This is a genomic window from Actinokineospora terrae, from assembly GCF_900111175.1.
Taxonomy (GTDB): Bacteria; Actinomycetota; Actinomycetes; order Mycobacteriales; family Pseudonocardiaceae; genus Actinokineospora; species Actinokineospora terrae.
Window position 1 is genome coordinate 511,287 of sequence record NZ_FOGI01000005.1, and the last position, 26,117, is coordinate 537,403.

Here is a 26,117-nt window from a genome sequence, read left to right on the forward strand (position 1 = left end):
ACGCAGGCGCCCCTGTCGCGCCCGAAGAACGAGGAATTCACGATGTCCGAACAAACCGAAGCGCCGGTTTCCGGCACGGCGGACCCGGCCAGACGCCGCTTTCCGCTTGGTGACGTCAAGTCCGGTTTCCTGGTCTCGCTCATCGCGTTGCCGCTGTGCCTCGGCATCGCCCTGGCCAGCGGTTTTCCCCCCGTCGCCGGTGTGCTGACGGCCATCGTCGGCGGCATACTCGGCGGTCTGCTCGGCGGCGCGCCGCTGACCATCAAGGGACCCGCGGCCGGGCTGATCGTCATCGCCGTCGGCGCCGTGCACGACCTGGGCCAGGGTGACGCCGTCGCCGGGTACCGGCGGGCGCTGGCGGTCGGCGTGGTCGCCGCGGTCATCCAGATCCTGTTCGCCGCGGTCCGGGCCGCGGGCATCGGCGTGGCCATGTCGCCCTCGGTGGTGCACGGCATGCTCGCCGCCATCGGCGTCATCATCATCGCCAAGCAGGCGCACGTCGTGCTGGGCGTGAAGCCGACCGCGGACACCCCGCTCGGCCTGCTCGCCGAGATCCCGCACAGCGTCGCGCACGCCAACCCGCTGATCGTGCTGATCGGCGTCATCGCCCTGCTCATCCTCTTCGGGTTGCCGCTGGTGCGCGCGCGGTGGAGCAAGTCGGTGCCCGCGCCGCTGGTCGTGCTCGCCGTGGCGATCCCGATCGGGCTGTGGCTGCACCTGTCGAGCCCGCACGACTACCGCTTCGCCGACGCACCCCACCACCTCGGCCCCGAGTTCCTGGTGCGGCTGCCCGGTTCCGTGCTCGACGCGATCACCTTCCCGGACTTCTCCCAGGTCTTCAGCGGCACCTCGCTGCAGTACGTGGCGATGTTCGCGCTGATCGGCACCATCGAGTCCACGCTGACCGTGCTGGCGGTCGACTCGATGGACCCGGCCAAGCGGCCATCGGACCTCAACCGGGACCTGTTCGCCATCGGCGCGGGCAACCTGACCTCGGCGCTCATCGGCGGCCTGCCGATGATCTCGGAGATCGTGCGCAGCAAGGCGAACCTGGACGCGGGCGCCAAGACCCGCTGGTCCAACGTCTGCCACGGCGCCATCCTGCTGCTGTTCGTCGCGCTCATCCCCGGCCTGGTGCAGACCATCCCGCTGGCCGCGCTGGCCGCGATGCTCGTCTACACCGGGTTCCGGCTGGCCAACCCGCGCGAGATCGCGCACGTCGGCAAGATCGGCTGGGACCAGCTGCTGCTGTTCCTGACCACGCTCATCGTCACCCTCGCCACCGACCTGCTCGTCGGCGTCGCCGCGGGGCTGGCGCTCAAGATCGTGCTGCACCTGGCGCGCGGCGTCCCGCTGACCGCGTTCCTGCGGCCCCGCCCCGAGGTCACCAGGGACGGCGACGTGCTGCGGATCAGGGTGCCCGGCGCCGCGGTGTTCCCCGCCCTGCTGCCGTTGCGCCGCGCGATCACCAAGAACGGCGACGGCGTCACGGAGGTCGTGGTGGACGTGGCGGACGCCGCCGTCGTCGACCACACCTTCCTGACCAGGCTCGACCAGCTGGCCAAGGAGCTGCCGGGGGCCACCCTGCGGGTCGAGGGCCTCGACCGGCTCGACCCGGTCTCCGCGCACCCGCAGGCGCTGCGCCGCAGGCGGCGGTCATGATCGAGTCCCTCGTCGAGCGGGCCGCCGAACTGCTGCCGCAGCAGGGGCCGTTGCAGACCTTCGTGCACCACAACACGTTGCACGCCTTCGAGGACTTGCCCTTCCACGACGCCGTGGTCCGGGCGGGCGCTCTGTTCGGCGCCGAACCCTTCCCGAGCGAGCAGGAGCTGCACGGGTACGTCGAGCAGGGGCGGATCACCGACGCCGACCTGCTGGCCGTGGTGGTCGCGCAGGTCCCGGACGACGGCGTGCCGGTCGTGCCGGGTGGGCCGACGCGGCGCGAGTTCCACGTCGCCCGGCTCCGGCGGTTGCTCGACGTACCGCGCGGTCCCGCGCTGCGGTGGGTCGTCGCCGAGGCCGGTGACCTGGGGCCGACCTGGTCGGCGCTGCTGGCGGCGGCACCCCGCGTGGTGCCGACCGCTGATCCCACGCCGCGTCCGACTGATCGAGTGCGCGCCGAGACCGGCGTCGACCCGGATGCCTTGGTGCACCCGGTGTTGATCCGGCTCACCGCCGCGTTCCTCGACCAGGGCGTGGCGTACTGGCCGATGCCCGAGCGCGACCGCGGCCTGCTCGCCGCGTTCCGGGCGCTCTACGGGAAGGCGGGCGGACCGCCGGACCGGTTCCTCCGTGGCCTGGTCGCGACCCTGCGCGACCAGGAGCGGTGGGACGCCGAGCGCACGGTGGCGTGGGCGCTGGCCGAGCTGGCGGTCCCGGAGGCCGACTGGGGCGAGGCGATCCTGGCCACGCTGCTGTCGCTGCGCGGCTGGGCGGGCATGGTGCGGCAGTTCGAGGTGCGGCCCGACCGCGCCCCGGTCGCCGCGCCACCGGCCCGGCTGGTGGACTACCTCGCGGTGCAGCTGACCCTGGACGTCTTCGCGCTGCGGCACGTCCTGGCCGAGCACCCGGGCCGCGGGCCGGTCGTGGAGGTCACCGCGCGGCCGGACGTCGAACTCGCCTACGAGGCGTTCGTCCTGGCCGAGCTGATGGACGTCGACCCGACGCCGGACCCGGCGGCGTGGCTGGCACTGGTCGAGGACTGCGACGGCTTGCAGCGGCGTCGGTTGCTGCACGCCGCTTACGAGCGCAGGCACCGGGTCGGCGTCCTCGACGGGCTCGCCGCGCACCAGCGTCTGTCTACTTCGGACGCCTCGGTGGTCGGGTTCCAGGCGGTGTTCTGCATCGACGAGCGCGAGGAGTCCTTGCGCAGGCACCTGGAGGAGAACACCCCGGCCGCGCAGACCTTCGGTTTCGCGGGCTTCTTCGGGGTGGCGATGAACTACCAGGGCGTGCACGACGTCCGGCCGCGTCCACTGTGCCCTGTCGTGGTCACGCCGACGCACGACGTCGTCGAACGACCGGTCGCACCTGCGCGCGGGGTGCTGCGCCGGGTCCGCGGCGGCTGGAGCCATCACGTCGGTGTCGGCAGCCGGACGCTGGCTCGGGGCGGGGTCGTCAGCCTCGCGCTGGGGGCTGTGGGGCTGACGTCCCTGATCGGCCGGTGCCTGTTCCCCCGTCTGGCGCAACGGTGGTCGCACCGGCTCGACGGGCCGCACCCGGTCACACGGCTCGACATCGGTTACACCGTCGAGGAAATGGCGGGCATCGTCGGCACGGTCCTGCGCACGACCGGTGTGCTGGCGGCCCCTGCGCCGATCGTGCTGCTGGTCGGCCACGGGTCGTCCAGCATGAACAACCCGCACGAGTCCGCCCACGACTGCGGCGCGACAGGTGGCGGCCGCGGCGGCCCCAACGCCCGCGCTTTCGCCGCGATGGCCAACCACCCGGAGGTCCGCGCGATCCTCGGCCTCCCGGACGACACCTGGTTCGTCGGGTCGTACCACAACACGTGCGACGACTCGATGACCTACTTCGACGAGGACCTGGTCCCCGCCCGCTTCGAGGTGGACCTGACCCGGGCCAAGGACTCCCTGGCCCAGGCCTGCGTCCTCGCCGCCCACGAACGGTGCCGCCGCTTCGAAACCGCACCGCCGGACCTCGCCCTGGCCGATGCCCTGGCCGAGGCCGAGACCCACGCGGTCGACCTCGGCCAACCGCGACCCGAGTACGGGCACGCCACGAACGCGGTGTGCGTGGTTGGTCGACGATCGTTGACGCGGGGCCTGTACCTGGACCGCCGCGCGTTCCTGGTGTCGTACGACCCTGCCGCGGACACCGACGACGCCTTGCTGACATCGCTGCTACAGGCGGTCGGCCCGGTGTGCGCGGGCATCAACCTGGAGTACTACTTCAGCTACGTCGACCCGGCCAGGTACGGGTGCGGAACCAAGCTGCCCCACAACATCACCGGACTGCTCGGCGTGATGGACGGCCACGCCTCCGACCTGCGCACGGGACTTCCTTGGCAGATGGTCGAGATCCACGAACCAGTGCGGTTGCTGTTGGTCGTCGAGGCCACTCCTGCCCGGCTTGCCGCCATCCTGTCCGCCAACCCGGTCCTCGCACGGCTCGTGGGCAACGGGTGGATCCAACTCGTGGCGTGGGTCCCTGAGGACGACGCGATGTTCCTGTTCCAGGACGGGACCTTCCAGCCCCACGTACCGGAGATGACGGAATTCCCGGTCGTTTCCCGGTCGGTGGAGGTGTACGCGGGCGAACGCGGGCACCTGGGGTGCGCACACGTGCTGGCCGGCGTGGATCTACCAGTCCCGATCCTCGCCGCTGCCCAGGACGCGAGGTGAACGGCCGAGGTACCACCGCTGCTTTGTTGCCCCCGATGGGCATGTCGGCTGGTGGATGGGCTGCGCGTGGACCGGCCGTGTGGGAGGTCCGGTGAGCGTCTTGGTCGTTGCTGCCGCCGGGGTTCCGTTGGTGACGTTCCTGGTGCTGGCGGTCGCGTTGTGGTGTGGGCAAGGGTGGCGGGAGCGGGTGTTTTCCGGGCTCGTGGTCGGATCTGCTGCGCTGTCCGGGCTCCTCGGGGTCGCGCTCGCTGTTGTGTGCGTTGTGGACGGTCCGGTACTGGTGTCGCTGGGGTCCTGGTTCTCCGGATTCCCGGTTCGGCTCCGGGCCGACTGGCTGTCGGTGCCGATGGTGGTGTTGTGCGGGCTGCTGGGGTGCCTGATCGGGGCGTTCTCGCAGCGGTACCTGCACCGGGACCCCGGCTACCGCCGGTTCTACCTGCTGCTGGCCCTGTTCGTCGCGGCCGTGCAGCTCGTGGTGCTGGCCGGGACGCTGGACCTGCTCGTGGTCGGGTGGGAACTCGCCGGGTTGGCGTCCGCGCTGCTCATCGCGTTCTTCCACCACCGGCCGGGGCCGGTCGCGGGTGGGTTGCGGGCGTTCATCACGTACCGGGTCAGCGATATCGGGCTGGTCGGTGCCGTGGTTGCCGAGCACCACGGGGCAGGCCACACGGTGATCGGATTGCTGCTGGTGTGGGCCGTGCTCGGCAAGTCGGCGCAGTTCCCCCTCGGCGGCTGGCTCCCGCGCGCGATGGAGGGCCCAACCCCGTCCAGCGCGATCTGCTACGGCGCGATCTCGGTGAGCCTCGGCCCGTACCTGTTGCTGCGCAACGGGATCGGCGGCCCGGTGGTCATCGCGGTCGGGGTGGTCACGGCCCTGTACGCGACCCTGGTCGGCCGCGCGCAGACCGACATCAAGAGCAGCCTCGCGTACGCGTCGATGACCCAGATCGCCCTGGTCCTGGTCGAGGTCGGCCTCGGCTGGCACGTCCTCGCCCTAGTCCACCTGCTCACCCACGCCGTCCTGCGCAGCGGCCAGATCCTGCGCTCACCCAGCCTCCTGCACGACCACCACCACCTCGAACAATCCCTAGGAACCCCAGTCCCCGACACCGGCCGCCACTTCGAGCGCGTCCTGCCCACCGCCCTCCGAACCTGGCTCTACCGCTTCGCCCTGGAACGCGGCTACATCGACGCCTTCCTGGTCGACCGCGTTCTCGGCACCCTGGTCCGCGCAGTCAACCGCGCGGCCGCCGCCGAAGCCCGCTGGACCCACGCGATCGCCACCGACAGACAGGCGGTGGCGAGGTGATCGCGTTGGGGCCGTTGGCTGTTGTGCTCGTGTGGCTGGTCGGCGCTGTTGTTGTTGGGCGGGTGGTGGATCCGCGGCAGGCCAGGCGGGCGGCCACGTGGACGGCTTCGGTGGCGGTGGGGGTGTCGGCGGTCGCGATGGCGCTTCCCGAGGCGCCGCTGGCCGGGCCGGTCAGCGCGGGGGCGGGTGCCGTCGGGTGCCTGGTGATCAGCCTGGCCGGACTGCTGGTCGCCGCGATGAGCCCGGTGGAGGGGGCGGCGCCGGTGCTGGCGGCGAGGTTGTTCGCCGTCGCATGTGGACTTCTCGCGTTCCGGTACGCGGTGGTCGAGGCGGCGCTGCTGGCGCTGGGCACCTACCTCGTCTGGTCCGGTGACCGGCTCTTCGCGCGCTACCAGTTCCCCGGCGCGCTCCTGCTGATCATCGGCGCCGTGCTCCCCGGTCCTGTCGGGACGGTCCTGCTCGCGGCCGGGGTGGTGGTCCGCATGGCCGCCTTCCCCGCGCACGCCTGGTTCCCGCGCTTCGTCGACCGCACCCCCATGGGCGTCGTCGTCGCTTACCAGGCGGCGCCGGTCGTGCTGCTCGAACCGTCCACTGTGGTCCTCACGGCGATCGGCGCGGTCACGGCACTCACCGCGGCGGTCTTCGCGGCCGCGTCCGACGACGGCCGCCGCGGCCTGGCGTACCTGCTGATCACCGCGAACGCCCTGGTCATCACCGGCGCGTCCTGGCTCGTCGGCACCCTCGCCGCCGCCGGGCTCGCGATGACCGTCGGCGCCCTGGCCGCCCGCCGCGAATCCCTGTCCGTCCACGACGGCGGCGACTTCGCGGCGACGCCGAGACTCGCCGTGGCCTACCTGGTCTTCGGCCTGTCACTCGCCGGATTCCCGCTCCTGGCAGGGTTTGCCGAAGGCCACCACCTGCCGCACGCGGTCGCCACCCCGATCGCCGTCGTGGTCGTGATCGCGCTGTCGGTGGCCGGAATCGCGGTCCTGCGCGGCTTCCTGGGCCTGTTCACCCGCCGCCGAGTGGTCGACGGAGAACGCGACCTCACCCCGCTGGAGAACTACGCCGTAGTGGTCACCATGGCGGTACTAGTGGTGGTCGGCTTGGCACCCGGCCTGCTCTCCCTGGTGACCTGACCACGGTCCGGTGGAGCGGAGAATCCGCTCCACCGGACTGGTCTGTCCGCCACGGTCACGCACACCCACCCCGAGGCCGTCGCGGGCGCCATCGCCGTCGTGACCGCCCCACTGGGTCTTGACGCGCGAGCCACTCCCCACCTGGGCAAGCGCCTGACCCCAGGAGGCGACCATCACCGGCATCGAAACCGCCGCCCGACGTACACCTCACCCGACGAATCCCTCTTCGCCGGTACTAGTCCTCGATGTCGTCGTCGTCGCGGGCTAGGAAGGTGGCCAGGCGTTCGGTGGCGGTTTCGAATTCGGGGTTGTTGTCGACGAAGGCGCGCATGCGGTCGGCCAGCCAGGCGAGGGTTACCTCTTCCTCGCCTCGGCGGGTTTCGAGTTCTTCGATGCCGCGGTCGGTGAAGTACACAGGGGGAGTCCTTGGAATGCGGCGGGGCCGCCGGGGGTGAAACCGGCGGCCCCGACGAGCGAACGGGTCTTTACTCGAAGGCCTTCTCGATCAGGGAACGCTGCTCCAGCTCGTGCACCTTGCTCGACCCCGCCGACGGGGCGGACATGGGGCGGCGGGAGACGCGGGTGATGCGGGTGACGCGGTCCGGGAACAGTTCCGGCAGCGCCAGGCCGTAGAACGGCCAGGAACCCTGGTTGGCCGGTTCCTCCTGCACCCAGCGGATGTCGGCGGCGTTCGGGTAGCGGTCGAAGATGGCGCCGATCTTGCGCTGCGGCACCGGGTACAGCTGCTCGACCCGGACCACCGCCACATCGGTGATGCCGCGCTTGGCCTGCTCGGCGGCCAGCTCGTAGTACAGCTTGCCGGAGACGAACAGGATCTTGCGCACCCCGGCCGGGTCCGGCCTGGTCGGGTCGTCGATGATCGACTCGAAGCGGGTGTCGTCGATGAAGTCCTCGACCGGGGAGACCGCGGCCTTGTTGCGCAGCATGGACTTCGGGGTGAACACCACCAGCGGGCGCTGCACGCCGTCGAGGGCGTGGCGGCGCAGCAGGTGGAAGTAGTTCGCCGGGGTCGACGGCACCGAGACGGTCATCGAGCCCTCGGCGCACAGCTGCAGCCAGCGCTCGATGCGGCCCGAGGTGTGGTCGGGACCCTGGCCCTCGTGCCCGTGCGGCAGCAGCACCACCACATCGGACACCTGGCCCCACTTGGCCTCCGACGAGGAGATGTACTCGTCGATCACCGACTGGGCGCCGTTGACGAAGTCGCCGAACTGCGCCTCCCACAGCACCAGCGCGTCCGGGTTGGCCACCGAGTAGCCGTACTCGAAGCCCAGCGCCGCGTACTCCGAGAGCGCCGAGTCGTAGACCATGAACTTGCCCTGGTCCTCGGACAGGTTCTGCAGCGGCAGGTACTCGCGGCCGGACTTGCGGTCGATCACCGCGGCGTGCCGCTGGGTGAAGGTGCCGCGGCGCGAGTCCTGACCGGCCAGCCGCACCGAGCGGCCCTCCAGGGTCAGCGACCCGAACGCCAGCAGCTCGCCGAACGCCCAGTCGATGCCACCCTCGCGGGCCATCTTCTCGCGGCGCTCCAGCACCGGCTTGACCCTGGGGTGCACGGTGAACCCGTCCGGCAGCATCACGTGCGCGTCGGCGATGCGCTCGAGCACCGAGCGGTCCACGCCGGTCGACAGCTTCGCCGGGACCTGCTGGTCGCGCTCCACCGACGGGCTCGGCGAGATCGGGTGCTTCTCCAGCTCCCGCACCTCGTTGAACACGTGCTCGAGCTGGCTGGAGAAGTCCCGCAGCGCCTTCTCAGCCTCCTCGACCGAGATGTCACCGCGGCCGATCAGCGCCTCGGTGTAGCCCTTCCGGACACTGCGCTTGGTGTCGATGATGTCGTACATGCCCGGCTGGGTCATCGAGGGGTCGTCGCCCTCGTTGTGGCCGCGGCGGCGGTAGCAGACCAGGTCGACCACGACGTCCTTGTTGAACGTCTGCCGGTAGTCCATCGCCAGCCGCGCCACCCAGTAGCACGCCTCCGGGTCGTCGCCGTTCACGTGGAACACCGGCGCCTGGATCATCTTCGCCACGTCGGTCGCGTACTGCGAGGAGCGCGAGTGCTCCGGCGCGGTGGTGAACCCGACCTGGTTGTTGATGACCACGTGCACGGTGCCGCCGGTGCGGTAGCCGCGCAGCAACGCCAGGTTCAGCGTCTCGGCGACCACGCCCTGACCGGCGAACGCGGCGTCGCCGTGCAGCGCGACCGGCAGCACGGAGAACCCGACGCCGCTCTCGTCGCCCTTGTCCAGCAGGTCCTGCTTGGCCCGCACGATGCCCTCGAGCACCGGGTCGACGGTCTCCAGGTGCGACGGGTTCGCCGTCAGCGACACCCGGGTCTCCCCGTCGCCGAACATCCGGAAGTACTTGCCCTCGGCGCCCAGGTGGTACTTCACGTCACCGGAACCGTGCGCCTGGCCCGGGTCGAGGTTGCCCTCGAACTCCTGGAAGATCTGCGAGATCGGCTTGCCGACGATGTTGGCCAGCACGTTGAGCCGACCGCGGTGCGGCATGCCGATGACGACCTCGTCGAGCTCGTACTCGGCCGCCTTGTCCAGCAGCGTGTCCAGCAGCGGGATGACCGACTCGCCGCCCTCGAGCGAGAACCGCTTCTGCCCCACGTACTTGGTCTGCAGGAACGTCTCGAACGCCTCGGCCGCGTTGAGCTTGCTCAGCACGTACTTCTGCACCGCCGCGGCGGGCTTCTCGTGCGCGACCTCGACCCGCTCCTGGATCCAGCGCCGCTCGGCCGGGTCGAGGATGTAGGTGTACTCCACGCCGACGGTGCGGCAGTACGAGTCGCGCAGCACGCCGAGCACGTCGCGCAGCTTCATCCGCTCTTTGCCCGCGAACCCGCCGACCGGGAACTCGCGGTCGAGGTCCCACAGGGTCAACCCGTGCGAGCGGACGTCGAGGTCCTCGTGCTTGCGCTGCCGGTAGTTCAGCGGGTCGGTGTCGGCCATCAGGTGGCCGCGGGTGCGGTAGGCGTCGATCAGGCCGATCACCCGCGCGGTCTTGTCGACCGGGCCCTCGGAGATGTCCTCGGTCCAGCGGATCGGCTCGTAGGGGATCCGCAGCGAGGTGAAGATGTCGTCGTAGAACCCGTCCTCACCCAGCAGCAGGTGGTGGATCTCGCGCAGGAACTCGCCGGACTCGGCGCCCTGGATGATCCGGTGGTCGTAGGTGGAGGTCAGCGTGATGATCTTGCTGATGCCCATCTCGATGAGCGTCTTCTCGCTGGCGCCCTGGAACGGTGCCGGGTACTCCATCGCGCCGACGCCCAGGATCGCGCCCTGGCCGACCGAGAGCCGCGGCACCGAGTGGTTGGTGCCGATGCCGCCGGGGTTGGTCAGCGAGATCGTGGTGCCCGCGAAGTCGTCCGCGGTGAGCGAGCCGCCGCGGGCCTTGCGGATCAGGTCCTCGTAGGCCTGCCAGAACTGCTGGAAGGACATCCCCTCGCAGCCCTTGATGGAGGCCACCACCAGGTTGCGGGTGCCGTCCTTGCCCGGCAGGTCGATCGCCAGGCCCAGGTTGACGTGCGCCGGGGTGACCCCCTGCGGCTTGCCGTCCGCCTCGGTGTAGTGCCGGTTCATGTTCGGGTACGCCTCGAGCGCCCTGAGCATGGCGTAGCCGATCAGGTGGGTGAAGGAGACCTTCCCGCCCCTGGTCCGCTTCAGGTGGTTGTTGATCACGATGCGGTTGTCGGCCAGCAGCTTCGCCGGGACCGCGCGCACGCTGGTCGCGGTCGGCAGCGACAGCGACGCGTTCATGTTCTTCGCGATCGCGGCGGCGGCACCGCGCAGCGGCTTGCGCTCCTCCTCACCGGAGGACACGGGCGGCTGCGGCGGCTTGGCCGGGTTCTTGTTGTTCGCGGGCGCGACGGCCTCAGCCGACTTCGCGGGCGCCGCGGCGGCGGTCGCGGGCGACGTCGTGGGCCTGCCGTTGCCGGACGCTGGCTTGGCGGGGGGCGCGGCGGTCTTGGTGGCGCCCGCGGCGTTGGTCGCGTTCGCGCCCTTGGTCGCCGCGCTCGCGGTGGTGGTGGCACTGTTCGCCGGTGCGGCGGCCTCGGCCTTCGCCTTCGCGGCACCGGTGTCGGCCGCGGTCTTGGCCTGAGCGGCCCCCTGGGTCGCTGCTCGCGGTGTTGGCTTGTAGTCCGCGAAGAAGTCGTGCCACGCGGGGTCTACCGACGAAGGGTCCGCGAGGAACTGCTCGTACATCTCCTCGACGAGCCACTCGTTCGCACCGAACTGTGACGCAGGGCTGCTGCTGGACACGGCTGGCTCTCGCCTCTATCCATCTCGATCTCGACTTGAACACACTCCCCGTCAGGCTAGTCCCCCGGTCAGGACGGTGGTCACTCAACCAACCGGCCGTGGCGCACCTCATGTGTGGTGCCGCCAACTGTATCGGTTGAGTAACCGATCATGTGGGGTAAGTCGCTGTCCGCTGTGGTCCGCCCGTCCACTCTGTGGGCAACTGTTCCCACCCTGTTCACCCCACTGAGTGATCGGCGAACGGTCGCTGAATGGTCTTGATCCGGACGCCACGCTGCTGGGAGTGGAAGGCGAGCGGTCGGGCGTTCGGCTCTCGGTCTCGGCTGCGCCGTCGACGGTTGACGGCTCGCCTTCGGCATTGCGGTGGGGCGCGATTTACGAACTAGCTCGATGGGGCGAACTTGTTTTGCGCGGGGCCCCTACGACACCCGGGCAGAACCACAAAGCAGGGGCCGAAAAGCAGGCCCTGCCGCGTGGGCGACGCTACGGGTGCCGTTCCCCCACACAAAACAAGTCCGCCCCATCGAGCAGTTGGCACCAGCGACTCCGAGGAGCGTTGTTCGGCCAACGTTGCAGAGGGGCGCGTGTGGACCAACAGCTGTAGCGGGCGCGTTGGGGCCAACGTTGTCGAGGGGTGCGTTTAGACCAACGTCTGTGAGGGGTGCGTTGGGGCCAACGATGGGTGTTGGACCCGCAGTGCCCTCAGGAGTGTTGGCCTCAACGCACCTTCTCCGAGGCGTGGCCGATGTCGATGAGTGACGGGGTGGGCTAGTGGGTGGGGTTGAGGGTGGGGGGCGGGGTGGTGGGGTCGAGGGTGCCCTGGTGCCAGAGGCGGGCGTAGGGGCCGTTGGCGGTGAGGAGGGTGGAGTGGGGGCCTTGTTCGACGATGCGGCCGTTGGCGAGGACGACTATGTGGTCGGCTTGGGCGGCGGTGGCCAGGCGGTGGGCTACTACGAAGGTGGTGCGGTGGGCGGTGAGGTGTTGGCTGGCGCGCAGGACGGCGGATTCGGTGGCGGGGTCCAGGGCGGCGGTGGCCTCGTCGAGCAGGAGGATGTCGGGGGAGACGAGTTCGGCGCGGGCTAGGGCGATGAGTTGGCGTTGGCCCGCGGACAGGCCCTGGCCGCGTTCGCCGACGGGGTGGCGGAAGCCGTTGGTGAGGGTGGTGACCATGGGGAGGGCGCCGACGTCGCGGGTGGCGGACTCGATGGTGGCCGGGGTGGAGTCGGGGCGGCCGTAGGCGACGTTGCGGGCCACGTCGCCGGTGAACAGGTGGGCCTCCTGGGGAACGACGCCGAGGCGGGACCGGTAGTCCGAGGGCGTGTACGACCGCAGGTCGACCCCGTCGACCAGCACCGCACCCCCGGTCGGGTCGTAGAACCGGGCGATCAGCTTGACCACCGTCGACTTGCCCGCCCCGGTGGCCCCCACCAGCGCGACCGTCGACCCGGCGGGCACCCGCAGCGACAGCCCCGACACCGCGGGCCGGTCCGCGCCCGGGTACGTGAAGGTGACATCGCGCAGCTCGACCTCCCCGCGGAACCGCTCGGGCACCGGCGCCGGGTCCGCGGGCGGCACCACCGAGGTCGGCGTGCGCAGCAGGTCGGCGATCCGGCGCAACCCGACCCTGGCCTGCTGGTACCCGTCGAACACGGTCGAGAGCTGCTGCACCGGCGAGAAGAACAGCCCCAGGTACAGCAGGAACGCCAGCAGCACGCCGGGGCTCAGGTCCCCGGTCGCCACCCGGTTCGCGCCGACCACCAGCACCGCGGCCTGCCCGAGCCCGGACAGCATCGTCACGAACGGGAAGTACGTCGAGATGTAGCGCTGCGCCCGCAGCCTGGTCCGCCGGTAGGCGTCGCTGCGCTCGGCGAACCGCCGCGCCGACACCTCCTCGCGGGTGTACGCCTGCGCGACCCGCAACCCGGTCACGTTCTCCTGCATGTCCGCGTTGACCGCGCTGACCTCCTCCCTGGCCTGCGTGTACGCCGAGGACGCCAGCCGCTGGAAGACCACGGTCGCCACCACCAGCACCGGCACCGCGGCCAGCGCGACCAGCGCCAGCGACAGGTCGGTCACCAGCAGCGCCACCGTCACCGCGACCACCGTCACCACGCTGGCCACCGCTGTCGTCAGCCCGGTCTGCAGGAACGTCGACAACGCGTCCACGTCGGTCGTCATCCTGGTCATGATCCGACCGGCCAGCTCGCGCTCGTAGTAGTCCAACCCGAGCCGTTGCAGGTGGGCGTAACTGCGCATCCGGAGCAGGTAGAGCAACCGCTCCCCGACGCGCGCGGTCAGCACCGTCGTCACTGCCGTGTTCAGCCACATCACCACGACCAACCCGGCCGCGAGCACCGTGACCAGCACCAGCGTGCTCACCGCCCCGGTCAGCACGCCCTCGTCGATCCCCTGCCGGAACAGCGCGGGCATCGCCACCGCCGTCACCGAGTCGAGCACCACCAGCCCGAGCACCACGGCCAACGCCCACCGCGCGGGCCGCAACAGCCCCCGCAGCCGGAACCCCGGATCGGGCGCCGTCGGGTCCTCCCCGCGCAGCTGGGGCTCCTCCACGGCGGGCGGCAGGGCCTGCACCCGGGCCAGCAGGTCCTCGGTCGCCGGTATCCCGCTCAGCGCCGCGCTCGTGCCCCCGCCCATGCGCCCACCCCGACCACCGGGCGCCCCGATCGCCTGCTGCGCGGTCCGTACCGCCACCGGCGCGTCCGGCGCGGTCTCCGGCCACAGCGCCGCCGTGATCCCGTCCGGCCCCGGCGCAGCCGCGACCGCGCCCCCCGGCTCCTCGATCGCCTCGCCCGGCCCGGCCAGCAGCGCCCGGTACAGGTCGCACCGCCCGGTCAGCTCCGCGTGCGTGCCGACGTCGACCACCGTGCCGCCGTCGAGCACCGCGATCCGGTCCGCCAGCGCCAGCGTCGACCGGCGGTGCGCGATCAGCAGCGTCGTCCGCTCCGCCGTCACCGCGCGCAGCGTGTCGTGGATGGCCGACTCGGTCAGCGTGTCCACCGCCGAGGTCGCGTCGTCGAGCACCAGCACCCTCGGGTCCGACAGCAGTGCCCTGGCCAACGCCACCCGTTGGCGCTGCCCGCCGGACAGCGTCAACCCGCGTTCACCGACCACCGTGTCGTACCCCTCGGGCAGCGCGGTGATGAACTCGTGCGCCTGCGCCGCCCGCGCGGCCGCCTCCACGTCCGCCGCCGTCGCGTCCGGCCTGCCGTAGGCGATGTTCGCCCGCACCGAGTCCGAGAACAGGAACGCCTCCTCGAACACCACCCCGACCGTGCCGCGCAACGACGCCAACCGCAGGTCGCGCAGGTCGACCCCGCCGATCCGGATGGCACCGGACTGCACGTCGTAGAACCGGGGCAGCAGCAGCGACACCGTCGACTTGCCGGACCCCGCCGTCCCCACCAGCGCCAACGTCTCCCCGGGAGAGATCCGCAGGCTCACCCCGTCGAGCACCGGCTCGCTGCGCGTGTACCCGAACCGCACGTCGTCGAGCTCCACCGAGACCGGACCCGCGGGCACCGCCACCGCGTCCGGCTTCTCGGTCACGTCCGGCTGCGAGTCGACCAGTTCGTAGACCCGCTCCACCCCGGCCCTGGCCAGCTGCGCGTTCACCAGCAGCCCGGCCAGCATCCTGGTCGGCCCCACCAGGTTCGCCACGTACCCGGCGAAGGCCAGGAACGTGCCCAGGGTGACCTGACCGCGCAGCGCCATGTACCCGCCGAGCGCCAGCACCGCCACCTGCCCGGCCGCGGGCATCGCCACCAGGGTCGCCGCGGGCCGCGAGGTGATCCGCGCACTGCGCATCCGCTCCGCGTAGAGCCGCCGCGCCGCCCGCTCCAGCCGCGTGACCTCCCTGGCCTCTTGGCCGAACCCCTTCACCACGCGGACCCCGGTGACGGTCTCCTCCACCTGCTGCGCCACGTCGGCAGCGCTCTGCTGCGCCGACCACGTCGCCGGGAACAGCCGCGTCCTGCTCCGCGCGGCCACCACCGCGACCACCGGCGTCACCACCAGCGCGACCACGGTCAGCAGCGGCGAGAGCCACAGCATCGCGCCCAGCGCCAGCACCGCGAACACCACCGTGCCGACCGACAGCGGCACCATCATCAGCAGCCCCTGCACCAGCTGCAGGTCGGTGATCGAGCGGGACACCACCTGCCCGGTGCGCAGCGCGTCCTGCTTGCCGCCGTCGAGCCGCTGCACCGCGCGGAACACCGCCTGGCGCAGGTCGTGCTGCACGTCCAGGGCCAGCCTGCCGCCCAGGTACCGGCGCAGGAACGCGCTGGCGAAGGTCAGCACCTCCAGCCCGACCAGCCCGGCGACCAGCCAGCCCAGCCCCACCGTGTGCCCGGCCACGGCGTTGTCGATCACGAACTTGACCAGCAGCGGCCCGACGGCCTGGAAGCCGACGCCGACCACCGAGGCGGCCAGGGCGGACAGCACCAGGGCGCGGTGTCGCCAGCAGGCGCTGCTGAGTCGGCGGATCCAGCCGGGGGATGTCGTCACCCGGCCAGCCTAAGCACGAGGCCGCCCTCCGGGGGGAGAGCGGCCTCGGCCTGTGCACAACCCAGGGGGTTGTGGATGACTCAGGTGATGTCGCGCTTGGCGTTGCGGGCCAGACCGGCGCCGAACAGCGCGGCCGTCCAGGCCAGGAAGATCAGCCCGCTCACCCACAGCGAGAACGCACCCGGCGCGCCTGCCGCGGCCCGCACCACCGTCTCGATCCGGTCCTCGGTCTCGGCGTCGATCGAGCCGCCCGCGCCCAGCACGATGCCCTGGATCTGGTCGAACAGCAGCGCGCTCGCGGTCGACCCGGTCAACCCGTTCGCCGAGCCGTTGAGCATGACGCCCGCCAGGTTCGGCACGTCCGTGCCCGCCAGCAGCAGCTCGCTGACCGGGCCGATGATCAGCGAGTAGACCAGCAGGATCACCACGGACCCGGTGGTCGAGCCGATCAGCGCGCCGACACCGACCCCGACCAGGGTCCACAGCACGATCTGGATGATCCCGGCGAGCAGGATCAGGAACCACTGCTTGCCCTCGGGCAGGTAGTTGCTCGTCGCCCCGGTCGCCGTGCCCGCGCTGACCAGCAACGCCACCGCGACGCCGTAGATCAGGCCCCAGATGACGTAGGTGATGCCCTTCGCGCCGAGCACCGCGGCCCTGGTCGGCCCGGTCAGGAACGTGGTGGTGATCGTCCGGTGCCGCAGCTCCGAGGAGATCGCCAGCGCGCCGAAGACCATCGGGAAGATCGACGACAGGTTGATCGCCCTGGTCAGCGCGATCACCGACCAGGAGATCTCGTCGATGGGCACCCGGAACCTGGCGAACACCGAGTCGTTGGCCAGGCTGTCGGCCGCGTCGGTGGCCAGCGCGGACCAGCCCCACGCGACCAGGAACGCCATCACCAGCGCCGGGATGAGCAGCGCCCACCACAGCTTGGTGGTGAGGATCTTGCGGAACTCCGCCGAGATCAAGTCGCCCATCAGGCCTTGCCCCCCTCGCCCGTCGAGCCCTGGCCGGGAGCCTCGTTGTTGGGTGTGTCGCTAGCGGGTGTGTCACTGCCGGTTGTGTCGCTGGCGGGTGCGTCCGGCGTGGTCGGATCCGGTACGTCCGGGGGCGGCGGTGCCGGTGCTACCTCGACGGGCTTGACCTCTGGGGTCGTGGCCTGGGTCGGCTGCTCTTCGGACAACGCGCTCGGCGGCTGCTCTACCGGAGCGGTAGGAGCAGCGGCGACAGGTGGCTGGTACGGCGAAGTGGGCTGCGGCGCCTGGTAGGGCGACTGCTGCTGGTACTGCGCCTGGTACGGGTCCACCGGCGCCTGCTGGGGATAACCCTGCTGAGGCACACCAGGAGCACCGGGCACGCCGGGAGCTCCGGGCAGGCCAGGCTGCTGGAACCCACCGGTCTGCTGCGGGTACCCCGCCTGCTGCTGGTAGGGCGAAGGCTGCTGGAACTGCGGCGCGGCCTGGTACCCGCCGTACTGCGGTGCCTGCTGCTGCGGCACCTGCTGCTGCGGGTAACCCCCGTACTGGGGCGCCTGCGGAGCCGACTGCGGCGCGCCGAAGCCCGACACCTGCTGCCCGCTGTCGAACCCGGGCGGCGCGTACCCCTGCGCACTCCACTGACCGCTCGTCAGCCGGAAGAACAGCTGCTCGAGGTCGGCCTGCTCCTCCTGCACCCCGTACAGCGCGATGCCCGCCTTGGAGGCGATGTCACCGACCTGCTGCACGGTCGCGTCGACCACCGCGAGCCTGCCGTCCGGCAGCAGCGTGACCGAGGTGTGCCCGGCCTCCTGCAGCGCGGCGGCCAGCGCCTGGGCGTCGGCTGGCTGCACCAGCACCCGGCTCTGCTGCGAGCGGCGCAGGTCCTCGACGCTGCCGTAGTACACCGTCTGGCCGCGGCTGACGATCACCACCTGGTCGATGGTCTGCTCGACCTCGGCCAGCAGGTGGCTGGAGATCAGCACCGTCCGCCCGGTCGCGGCGAAGGACTTGAGGAAGGTGCGCAGCCACGCGATGCCCTCCGGGTCCAGCCCGTTGGCCGGTTCGTCGAGCACCAGCACCTGCGGGTCGCCCAGCAGCGCGGTGGCCAGCGCCAGCCGCTGCTTCATGCCCAGCGAGAACCCGCCTGCCTTGCGGTTGGCCGCCCCGCCGAGGCCGACCAGCATCAGCACTTCCATCGCGCGCTGGTCGGGCAGGCCCATCGCGGCCGTGTAGACCCGCAGGTGGTTGATGGCCGTGCGCTTGGGGTGGAAGCCCTGGGCCTCCAGCACCGCGCCGACCACCCGCCCCGGGTTGCCGAGCCGGTGGAACGGCTGGCCGTTGATGGTCGCCTCACCCGAGGACGGGTTCACCAGCCCCAACAGCATCCGCAGCGTTGTCGTCTTCCCGGCGCCGTTCGGCCCGAGGAACCCGGTCACCGAGCCCGGCTCCACCTGGAAGCTCAGGTTCTGGACCGCGGCCACATGGCCGAAGTTCTTGGTCAGGCCGCGCACCACGATGCGACCACTGCCGTCCTGCACAGGCTCCTCCAGCTCGCCGGCCCCGTCGTGGCGGACATCTTGCCCCATGCCCACCCCGGCCCGTGGGGTCGCGGCCGACAAAGTCGCCCCGACTGCCCGAACCGTTCACCGTGCGCGGACCGCGAGGTCACCCCGCGTCAGCGTGCTGTTCTCCTGGGGAGTCGTCGCGCACGACGGGTATCCGGTCGGTCACCTCGCACGGGGACTCCGGCGGGACCAGCCTGGCCTGCCTGGCGAACGGGTTGCGCAGCGGCAGCTTGCGCTCCCGGTGCGGCACGCCCTCGCCGATCAGGTGCTCGTGCGCCATCCGCCACACCTGGCACGGCCACCGCTTGCCGCGCAGACCGGCCGGGCACGCCTCGCAGCGGCCCTCCTCGTCGGGCTGGTGGACCGTCAGCAGCAGCCGCCACCCGTCGGCGAGCCTGCTGATCTCCGCGCGGGCCAGGGGGAGCAGCGTGGACGCGTCGGCGGACCCGGCCGCTTCGTCCAGCAGGGCCAACCGGCGCAGCACGGCGGCGCGCAGCGGCTCGCCCGTGTCCCCGGTTCTGGCGCTGTCGGCGTCGTCGGCGCCCGCCCGGTCACGGCCCACCCGGTCACGGTCGGCACCGCCCGCGCGCCACATGGCGCGATCAGCCCGCCGCGCCGTCGAGCGCCCGACCGGCCGCCTGGTCGAGCACCAGGCCGAGCGAGCGGGTCTGCTGGGCGGAGAGCACCGCGGAGGCGCCGGGCGGCGGCACGAGCACCACCCGGTCGTCCTCGACCAGCACGGTCAACGCGCGGTCCCTGCCGAACGGGTCGTGGCACCCGACGCACCAGCGAGGCTCAGTCACCGATCAAACATCGACCGAACCGGAGCGCCACCCAAGCGGCTACCGCCGGATTCACCCCATCGCGAGCTTTCTCACCCGTTGGGGCTCAATGTCCTCCGACAAGTAATCAGGACACGCACCCCCCAGTGCGGCGCCGCCGGCGGATTGCGCTTAAGCTGGGTCTCGGTGGCCCGCTCCCAGTGACCCCCAGGCTGGTCGAGCGGGCCGCCCTTACAACACCCCCGTGTGCCCACGGAGATCGTGGGCCGGGGGTTGTTTCGTTTTCATCTCCCGGGGGCCGAGCCCCCGGAGCCCCCACGGTGCGGCACGCGCCGGACCCAGCGGAGTCCGTTCCGCAATCCGCGGTTGGCGATTATTTGCCTCGGTCTTGCTATTGCGAATGGCCGACGACAACTGACCGCCTCGGCCGAGTTCGAGGTCGGCGTACCGGCTCCCTGATCCCTGCGCGCAGGGAGCCGGTACACCTCGTTGGCCGTCCGAAGTGGTGATCGGCACCGGGGGAAACCGGGTCCGAACGGCGCTGGGGTCGTTGCGTCGGGGGCGGCCCCCGACCGACTAGGCGAGGACGGTGTCGAGCGGGGTGCTCGGCAGCGAGTGCGCCGCGGCCACGGGGGCGTTGGTGAGGTGGCCCTGGTGCGTGTTGAGGCCGAGGGCGAGGGCGCCGTCGCTGGTCAGGGCCTTGTGCCAGCCCTGGTTGGCCAGCGCGACCGCGTAGGGCAGGGTCACGTTGGTCAGCGCGAAGGTCGAGGTGTTGGGCACCGCGCCCGGCATGTTCGCCACGCAGTAGAAGATCGAGTTGTGCACCGGGTAGGTCGGGTCGGCGTGCGTGGTCGGCCGCGAGTCCTCGAAGCAGCCGCCCTGGTCGATGGCGATGTCGACGAGCACCGAGCCCGGCTTCATCTGTGCGACCAGCGCGTTGGAGATCAGCGTCGGCGCCTTCGCGCCGGGCACCAGCACCGCGCCGATGACCAGGTCGGCGTCCTTGGCGACCTGCTCGACGGCGTAGCGGTTGGAGGTCAGGGTGCGCACCCGGCCGTTGAACTGGGCGTCGAGCTGGCGCAGGCGGTCGACGTTGGTGTCGAGCACGGTGACGTCGGCGCCGAGGCCGAGCGCGATGGTGGCCGCGTTCACGCCGGACACGCCGCCGCCGATGACGGCGACCTTCGCGGGCAGCACGCCGGGGACGCCGCCGGGCAGCACGCCGCGGCCGCCGGAGGGCTTCATCAGCGCGAACGCGCCGACCTGCGGGGCCAGCCGACCGGCCACCTCGGACATCGGGGCGAGCAGCGGCAGCGCGCCGTTGGCGGTCTGCACGGTCTCGTAGGCGATCGCGGTGGTGCCCGCCGCCAGCAGCGCCCTGGTCAGCGCCTCGTCGGCGGCCAGGTGCAGGTAGGTGAACAGGGTCTGGCCCGCGCGCAGGCGGGGGTACTCGACCGCGATCGGCTCCTTGACCTTGAGCACCAGGTCGCCCTCGGCCCACACGTCGTCCGCGGTGGCCAGGACCTTGGCGCCCGCGGCCAGGTACTCCTCGTCGGTGATGGCGGAGCCGAGGCCCGCGCCCGCCTCGACGAACACGTCGTGGCCGCGTGAGGTCAGCTCGTGCGCGCCTGCCGGGGTCAGCGCCACCCGGTACTCGTGGTTCTTGATCTCACGGGGAACGGCGATCTTCACCGGGGCTGTCCTCTCGGGTCTGTGGCTAGGCCATCTGGGGTGTCGTGTACCACGGTCGTGCAGCGCACGGCGCCTGTCATCGTTCTGCGGCACCGAGAGTAGCGGCGGCCCGTTGTGCTCACAGCACAGTCACCGACGGGTTACCCCGACCGGTCGGGTCAGCTCCAGCGGAGCGCGACGAGCTGGGTGAGCAGCGCCAACCGGGTGTCCGGGTCGCCCAGATCGGCGTCCACCGCGGCGGTGATGCGCGACATCCGGTACCGCAGCGTGTTCGGGTGGATGGTCAGCGCCGCGGCCGCCGCCCTGGGGTCTCCGGGGTGGCGCAGCCACTCGTAGAGCGTGTCGAGGTACCAGTCGGCGTCCTCGCGGGAGCGCAGCAGCGCCAGCGGCCCGACGTGCGCGACGCCTGCGCCGGTCGAGGCGACGGCGGTGCGGTGCAGCACCAGGACCGCCCACACGTCGTCGTGCGCGGCCACCGGACCGGTCACCAGCCCGGCCCGCAGCAGGCTCAGCGCCTCGTCCGCCTCGGCCCTGGACCGGGCCAGGTCGCTGACCGGCACCGGTGTCCCGGCCGCGACCAGCGGACCGGTGGGCGTCGACAGCGCCTCGCGCAGCGCGGACCACCCGCCGGGCCCGGCGACGTCCGGCACGATCGCGTAGAGCACCCCGTGCACGTCGGCGACCGCAGGCCGGCGCCCGACGCCCTCGGTCAGCCGCTCCAGCAGCGCCAGCCGCACCCCCTCGGCCCTCGGGTCGTCGGCCTGCGCGTCCATCGCCACCACCCGGTGCGGCTCGTCGGCGAGGTCGAGCTCGGCGGCCACCAGCCGGGCGCTGCCGGTGCCGTCGAGCGCCGAGCGCACCAGCTCCGCCGAGCGCCTGCGGTCGCTGTCCTCGCGGGCCCGCCGCCGCAGCAGGTGCAGCGCGACCACCGGCGCGGCGTCGGCGAACGCGGCGGCCCGCTCGTCGGAGACCGGCCCGGCCACCACCGCCCACATCGAGCCGAGCAGCTCCCCGCCCATCCGCACCGGCACGATCAGCCGCGGCAGCGTGCCGTCCTTCTGCGCGGGCACGAAGATCGCGGTGCGGCCCCGGCTCAGCTCCCGGAACACCCCGCGCGAGCGGAACCGGGCCAGCACGTCGTCCGGCACCCGGCGGCCCATGATCGTCGACACCCGCGCCGGGTCGGTGCGGTCCTGGCGGGCCGAGTAGGCCAGCACCCGGGAGTTGGCGTCCTCGATGGTCACCGGCGCGTCCACCACGGCGGCCGCGGCGTCGGCGAGCCGGAACAGGTCGCCGAACGGGCCGGGGTTGAGCGCGTCGGTCGCCTCGTCCGCCGCCGCGTCGAGCACCGAGCGCAGCAGCCACACCAGCTGCGCCCACGCCGTCGCCGAGTGCACCTCGACCAGGGCGACCCGGGCCTTCTGCGCGGCGGTGCGCACGGCGGTCCTGGCGGCGTGCGGCGGCTTGAACAGGACCGCGGCGGCACCGTGCTGCCCGCACAGGCGCACCAGATCCACCGCGTCCGCCGTGGACGCCGTGGCCACGCCCAGCACCAGGTCCCCGGAGGACACCTGGGTGCGCTTGGCGGCCTCGGCGATCACCACGTCGGTCACCACCGGCGTCGGGTCGGGGGTGTGGACGGTGCGCAGCAGCGTGGGACCCATCCGGTCCACCACGCCGGGCACCGTGATCATCGCGCCACCTCCAGGTGGTCACGGTAGCGGGAGTCGGCCCGTCGCCTGTGGACGGTCAGCGCGCGGTCGCGGCGGAGAGCCAGGTCAGGCCCGCCACCGACGTCATGCCCGCCTCGTTGGGGTGCATCGGCACCGCGGGCGCGGCGGGGCGCAGCGGCTCGACCCAGCGCCGGTGCGCGGGTTGGCAGGCGTCGTGGGTGATCGAGTACGGGTAAGGGTTCACGAACCGCGCACCGGCTGCTCTTGCCCGCTCGCCCAGCGCTACGTTCAACGCCTTCTCCGCGCGGTCGAAGTACGCGGTGTCCCCGGCTGCGAAGGGGACCTGCGGCCAACACCCCTTGGTCGGCGGCAAGATCCTGAGGTAACCGACAACGATGACGGTCGCGTGCGGGGACTGCTGCTTGATCTCGGCGAGCACGCGGTCGACAAGGCCACCTACGTGGCCGACCCGGTCGAGCAGTTCGTCACCGCCGCCCGCGGTGTAGTGGTCGCGGCACGGCGAGCCGTCCGGGTCCTGCGCGCCGAGCCGGGCGCAGGTGGACAGGATCTCGCCAAAACCGAAGTCGTTGCCGCCGATCGTGATCGTCACCAGGTCGGTGTCGGCGCGCAGCACCGTGAATTGCGGAGGATTCTCACCTTCGGGCACCTGCTGCGGCTGGTTCATGTGCACAGTCGTCGCGCCGCCGCAACTGACGTCGGTGAACTGGGTGACACGCAGCCACCGCGCCAACTTGCCCGCGTAGTTCGCCGACGAACGTCCACACCCCGGCGGTGTCCCGTTCTGCTCGGGGATCCCTGGTCCGGCAGCGTAAGAGTCGCCCAGTGCGACGTAGTGCTGGAACACCGGTCGTGGGGTCACTGCCGTCGATGGAGTCGCGGCAGCGCAAACGAGGAACACCGACAGGGCCATCGCGGCGGCGCGCATGCCCCGATCCTCACCCGGCCGAGTGGTATCAGCAACCGTTTCGGATATTCCAGACTGTGGACGGCCTGCCGGGCACCCGGTCAGCGCAGCTAGCTTCCTCCATACGGCTGTCAGCTAGACGATCACTCCCGAGGAGACCGAACATGACCGACTCCGCCGCCTGGTCGTTCGAGACCAAGCAGGTCCACGCGGGCGCCGCGCCGGACCCGACGACCGGCGCCAGGGCGACCCCGATCTACCAGACCACCTCGTACGTCTTCCGCGACAGCCAGCACGGTGCCGACCTGTTCGCCCTCGTCGAGCCCGGCAACATCTACACCCGGATCATGAACCCGACCCAGGACGTGCTCGAGCAGCGCGTCGCGGCGCTGGAGGGCGGCGTCGCCGCGCTCGCGTTCGCCTCCGGGTCGGCGGCCACCACCGCGGCCATCCTCAACCTCGCCGTGGCTGGCGACCACATCGTGTCCAGCCCGTCGCTCTACGGCGGCACGTACAACCTGTTCCACTACACGCTGCCCAAGCTCGGCATCGAGGTCAGCTTCGTGCAGGACCAGGACGACCCGGAGCAGTGGCGCGCGGCGTCGCGGCCCAACACCAAGGCGTTCTTCGCCGAGACCCTGGCCAACCCGGGCAGCAACGTCCTCGACATCCGCACCGTGGCCGACACCGCGCACGAGGTCGGCGTGCCGCTGATCGTCGACAACACGGTGCCCACCCCGTACCTGCTGCGCCCGATCGAGCACGGCGCCGACATCGTGGTGCACTCGGCCACGAAGTACCTCGGCGGCCACGGCACGACCATCGCGGGCGTGTTGGTCGACGCGGGCACCTTCGACTTCGGCAAGGACCCGGCCCGCTTCCCCGGCTTCACCGAGCCGGACCCGAGCTACCACGGCCTCAAGTACTGGGAGGCCCTCGGCCCAGGCGCGTACGCCGCCAAGGCCCGCATCCAGGGCCTGCGCGACACCGGCGCGTCCATCTCGCCGTTCAGCGCCTTCCTGATCCTGCAGGGCATCGAGACGCTGTCGCTGCGCATCGAGCGGCACGTGGCCAACGCCCAGGCGCTGGCCGAGTGGCTGGAGCAGCGCGACGAGGTGGAGAAGGTGTACTACGCCGGTCTGCCGTCGAGCCCGTTCCACGCAGCGGCGCAGAAGTACCTGCCGCGCGGCGCCGGTGCGATCGTCTCGTTCGACCTGCGCGGCGGCGTCGAGGCGGGCCGCAAGTTCGTCGACGGCACCGAGCTGTTCAGCCAGCTGGTCAACATCGGCGACGTGCGCAGCCTGATCGTGCACCCGGCCAGCACCACCCACAGCCAGCTGGTCGAGGAGGAGCAGCTGTCCTCCGGCGTCACCCCGGGCCTGGTCCGGCTGTCGGTCGGCATCGAGAACCTCGAGGACCTCAAGGCGGACCTGGAGGCAGGCTTCCGGGCCGCCAAGGCCGAACTGTGAGCACCACCCCCCTTCCCGCCACCGGTGCGTGGCGGGAGGGGGACCCCCCGGGGCGCCGCCAGTGGGTCGCGCTCGACGGTCCGGTCCCGGGGGCCCGCATCGCCTACGAGACCTGGGGGACGCTGGCGCCGGACCGGTCGAACGCGGTGCTCGTGGAGCACGCGCTGACCGGCGACAGCCACGCCGCCGGGCCCGCCTCGGAAGGCCACCCGACGGAGGGGTGGTGGGACGGCCTGATCGGTCCGGGGTGTGCGGTGGACACGGACCGGTACTTCGTGGTGTGCCCCAACGTCCTCGGCGGCTGCCAGGGCACCACCGGCCCGTCGAGCCTCGCCCCGGACGGTCGCGCCTGGGGGAGCCGGTTCCCTTCCGTGCGGATCCGCGCGCAGGTGGCCGCCGAGGTGGTTCTGGCCGACGCGCTGGGCATTTCTCGTTGGGCCGCTGTGCTCGGCGGGTCGATGGGCGGCATGCGCGCCCTGGAATGGGCCGTCGCCACGCCCGACCGGGTCGCCGCGCTCCTGCTCCTCGCCTGCCCCGCCGCCGCCTCCGCCGAGCAGATCGCCTGGGCCTCGCCGCAACTGCACGCCATCCGCTCAGACCCGTACTGGCAAGAGGGCGACTACCACGACACCCCAGCAGGCCCGGTCGACGGCCTCGGCATCGCGCGCCGCATCGCCCACGTGACCTACCGCAGCGAGCCCGAACTCGCCTCCCGCTTCGGCCGAACCCGGCAACCGGACGGCCGCTTCGCCATCGAGTCCTATTTGGACTACCACGCGGCCAAACTGGCCCACCGCTTCGACGCCGCCAGCTACGTCCTGCTCACCGAAGCCATGAACGGCCACGACATCGGCGCAGGTCGCGGCGGCATCCCCACCGCCCTCTCCCGCGTCACCGCCCGAACCCTCGTAGCCGGAGTAGACAGCGACCGCCTCTACCCCCTACCCCAACAACAACTCCTAGCCACCCACATCCCCACCGCAGAAACCCTCCACACCATAACCTCCCCCTCCGGCCACGACGGCTTCCTCACCGAGACAGCCCAACTCTCAGCCCTGCTCAAGGAACTCCTCTAACCCCCCCGCGCTCACCCCCAAACAACGTTGGCCCCCACCCTGCCCTCCCAGACGTCGGCCGACACGCGCCCCTCTGCAACGTTGGCCGAACAACGCTCCTCGGAGTCGCTGGTGCCAAGCCGGCTCGATGGGGCGGACTTGTTTTGTGTGGGGGAACGGCACCCGTAGCGTCGCCCACGCGGCAGGGCCTGCTTCTGGGCCCCTGCTTTGCGGTTCTGCCACGGGTGTTGTAGGGGCCCTTGGTCTCAATCGGTGGATGCGCCATGTGTGGGATGATCTTCGTGTCGGAGTGATCGGAGATTGTTTCTGTGCGTGGTGTCGTGT

General features: G+C 71.6%; 16 protein-coding genes. 6 read left to right on the forward strand and 10 right to left on the reverse strand.

The genetic code is table 11. The features are described from left to right. The first annotated feature begins 42 nt into the window (after positions 1 to 42). The 4 genes from BMY07_RS13920 to BMY07_RS13935 all read left to right on the forward strand — a co-directional run bounded on the left by BMY07_RS13920 (position 43) and on the right by BMY07_RS13935 (position 6,812). Positions 43 to 1,662 carry a SulP family inorganic anion transporter gene (locus BMY07_RS13920; RefSeq protein ID WP_092778243.1) on the forward strand — a complete coding sequence of 540 codons (1,620 nt, stop codon included), beginning with the start codon at positions 43 to 45 and terminating at the stop codon, positions 1,660 to 1,662. Then, the gene (locus BMY07_RS13925) at positions 1,659 to 4,364 is read left to right on the forward strand and encodes a YbcC family protein (RefSeq protein WP_092778245.1); all 2,706 of its coding nucleotides are present in this window, start codon (positions 1,659 to 1,661) and stop codon (positions 4,362 to 4,364) included. The genes BMY07_RS13920 and BMY07_RS13925 overlap by 4 nt, the downstream gene beginning before the upstream one ends. Before the next feature lie 91 nt (positions 4,365 to 4,455). Beyond that, entirely contained in the window at positions 4,456 to 5,673 is a 1,218-nt protein-coding gene (locus BMY07_RS13930; protein WP_245782367.1) for a proton-conducting transporter transmembrane domain-containing protein, read from the forward strand. Continuing rightward, on the forward strand, positions 5,670 to 6,812 hold the full coding sequence (locus BMY07_RS13935; RefSeq protein WP_092778249.1) for a hypothetical protein: 1,143 nt from the start codon (positions 5,670 to 5,672) through the stop codon (positions 6,810 to 6,812). Before BMY07_RS13930 ends, BMY07_RS13935 begins: the two co-directional genes overlap by 4 nt. A 235-nt stretch (positions 6,813 to 7,047) precedes the next feature. Here BMY07_RS13935 and BMY07_RS13940 read toward each other — a convergent pair whose 3' ends face one another. The 10 genes from BMY07_RS13940 to BMY07_RS13985 form a co-directional block, all read right to left on the reverse strand. Then, a complete protein-coding gene (locus BMY07_RS13940) occupies positions 7,048 to 7,227 on the reverse strand; it encodes a DUF6104 family protein (protein WP_092778251.1) in 180 nt (59 codons plus the stop codon). A 70-nt stretch (positions 7,228 to 7,297) separates the two neighbouring features. Beyond that, on the reverse strand, positions 7,298 to 11,104 hold the full coding sequence (locus BMY07_RS13945; protein WP_092778253.1) for a multifunctional oxoglutarate decarboxylase/oxoglutarate dehydrogenase thiamine pyrophosphate-binding subunit/dihydrolipoyllysine-residue succinyltransferase subunit: 3,807 nt from the start codon (positions 11,102 to 11,104) through the stop codon (positions 7,298 to 7,300). A gap of 768 nt (positions 11,105 to 11,872) precedes the next feature. After that, on the reverse strand, positions 11,873 to 15,631 hold the full coding sequence (locus tag BMY07_RS13950; RefSeq protein ID WP_092778255.1) for an ABC transporter ATP-binding protein: 3,759 nt from the start codon (positions 15,629 to 15,631) through the stop codon (positions 11,873 to 11,875). An 80-nt stretch (positions 15,632 to 15,711) separates the two neighbouring features. Beyond that, positions 15,712 to 16,611: a hypothetical protein gene (locus BMY07_RS13955; RefSeq protein WP_092778257.1), complete on the reverse strand. Its 900-nt coding sequence runs from the start codon at positions 16,609 to 16,611 to the stop codon at positions 15,712 to 15,714. Beyond that, the gene (locus tag BMY07_RS13960) at positions 16,611 to 18,197 is read right to left on the reverse strand and encodes an ATP-binding cassette domain-containing protein (protein WP_342741538.1); all 1,587 of its coding nucleotides are present in this window, start codon (positions 18,195 to 18,197) and stop codon (positions 16,611 to 16,613) included. Before BMY07_RS13960 ends, BMY07_RS13955 begins: the two co-directional genes overlap by 1 nt. Before the next feature lie 79 nt (positions 18,198 to 18,276). Next, positions 18,277 to 18,738, reverse strand: a complete 462-nt coding sequence (locus BMY07_RS13965) for a hypothetical protein (RefSeq protein WP_245782368.1) — start codon at positions 18,736 to 18,738, stop codon at positions 18,277 to 18,279. Positions 18,739 to 18,778: 40 nt separating this feature from the next. Further along, positions 18,779 to 18,979 (reverse strand): hypothetical protein, encoded by a 201-nt coding sequence (locus BMY07_RS13970; RefSeq protein ID WP_092778259.1) that lies wholly within the window; start codon positions 18,977 to 18,979, stop codon positions 18,779 to 18,781. Between the two features lie 555 nt (positions 18,980 to 19,534). Beyond that, on the reverse strand, positions 19,535 to 20,650 hold the full coding sequence (gene ald, locus BMY07_RS13975; RefSeq protein WP_092778261.1) for an alanine dehydrogenase: 1,116 nt from the start codon (positions 20,648 to 20,650) through the stop codon (positions 19,535 to 19,537). 158 nt (positions 20,651 to 20,808) lie between these two features. Beyond that, a complete protein-coding gene (locus BMY07_RS13980) occupies positions 20,809 to 22,344 on the reverse strand; it encodes a PucR family transcriptional regulator (protein WP_092778263.1) in 1,536 nt (511 codons plus the stop codon). Between the two features lie 55 nt (positions 22,345 to 22,399). Continuing rightward, positions 22,400 to 23,269 (reverse strand): SGNH/GDSL hydrolase family protein, encoded by an 870-nt coding sequence (locus BMY07_RS13985; protein ID WP_092778265.1) that lies wholly within the window; start codon positions 23,267 to 23,269, stop codon positions 22,400 to 22,402. 143 nt (positions 23,270 to 23,412) lie between these two features. Between BMY07_RS13985 and BMY07_RS13990 the strand changes: the two genes are divergently transcribed. Both BMY07_RS13990 and metX read left to right on the forward strand, forming a co-directional pair. Next, on the forward strand, positions 23,413 to 24,717 hold the full coding sequence (locus BMY07_RS13990) for a bifunctional o-acetylhomoserine/o-acetylserine sulfhydrylase (RefSeq protein ID WP_092778267.1): 1,305 nt from the start codon (positions 23,413 to 23,415) through the stop codon (positions 24,715 to 24,717). Continuing rightward, entirely contained in the window at positions 24,714 to 25,793 is a 1,080-nt protein-coding gene (gene metX / locus BMY07_RS13995) for a homoserine O-acetyltransferase MetX (RefSeq protein WP_092778269.1), read from the forward strand. The genes BMY07_RS13990 and metX overlap by 4 nt, the downstream gene beginning before the upstream one ends. Positions 25,794 to 26,117: the final 324 nt, after the last annotated feature.

Excerpts from the sequence above, each read along its gene's own strand:
- BMY07_RS13920 (WP_092778243.1), top strand. The coding sequence starts at position 43 with ATGTCCGAACAAACCGAAGCGCCGGTTTCCGGCACGGCGGACCCGGCC.
- BMY07_RS13925 (WP_092778245.1), top strand. The coding sequence starts at position 1,659 with ATGATCGAGTCCCTCGTCGAGCGGGCCGCCGAACTGCTGCCGCAGCAG.
- BMY07_RS13955 (WP_092778257.1), bottom strand. The coding sequence starts at position 16,611 with ATGGGCGACTTGATCTCGGCGGAGTTCCGCAAGATCCTCACCACCAAG.
- BMY07_RS13960 (WP_342741538.1), bottom strand. The coding sequence starts at position 18,197 with ATGGGGCAAGATGTCCGCCACGACGGGGCCGGCGAGCTGGAGGAGCCT.
- BMY07_RS13980 (WP_092778263.1), bottom strand. The coding sequence starts at position 22,344 with ATGATCACGGTGCCCGGCGTGGTGGACCGGATGGGTCCCACGCTGCTG.
- BMY07_RS13985 (WP_092778265.1), bottom strand. The coding sequence starts at position 23,269 with ATGCGCGCCGCCGCGATGGCCCTGTCGGTGTTCCTCGTTTGCGCTGCC.
- BMY07_RS13990 (WP_092778267.1), top strand. The coding sequence starts at position 23,413 with ATGACCGACTCCGCCGCCTGGTCGTTCGAGACCAAGCAGGTCCACGCG.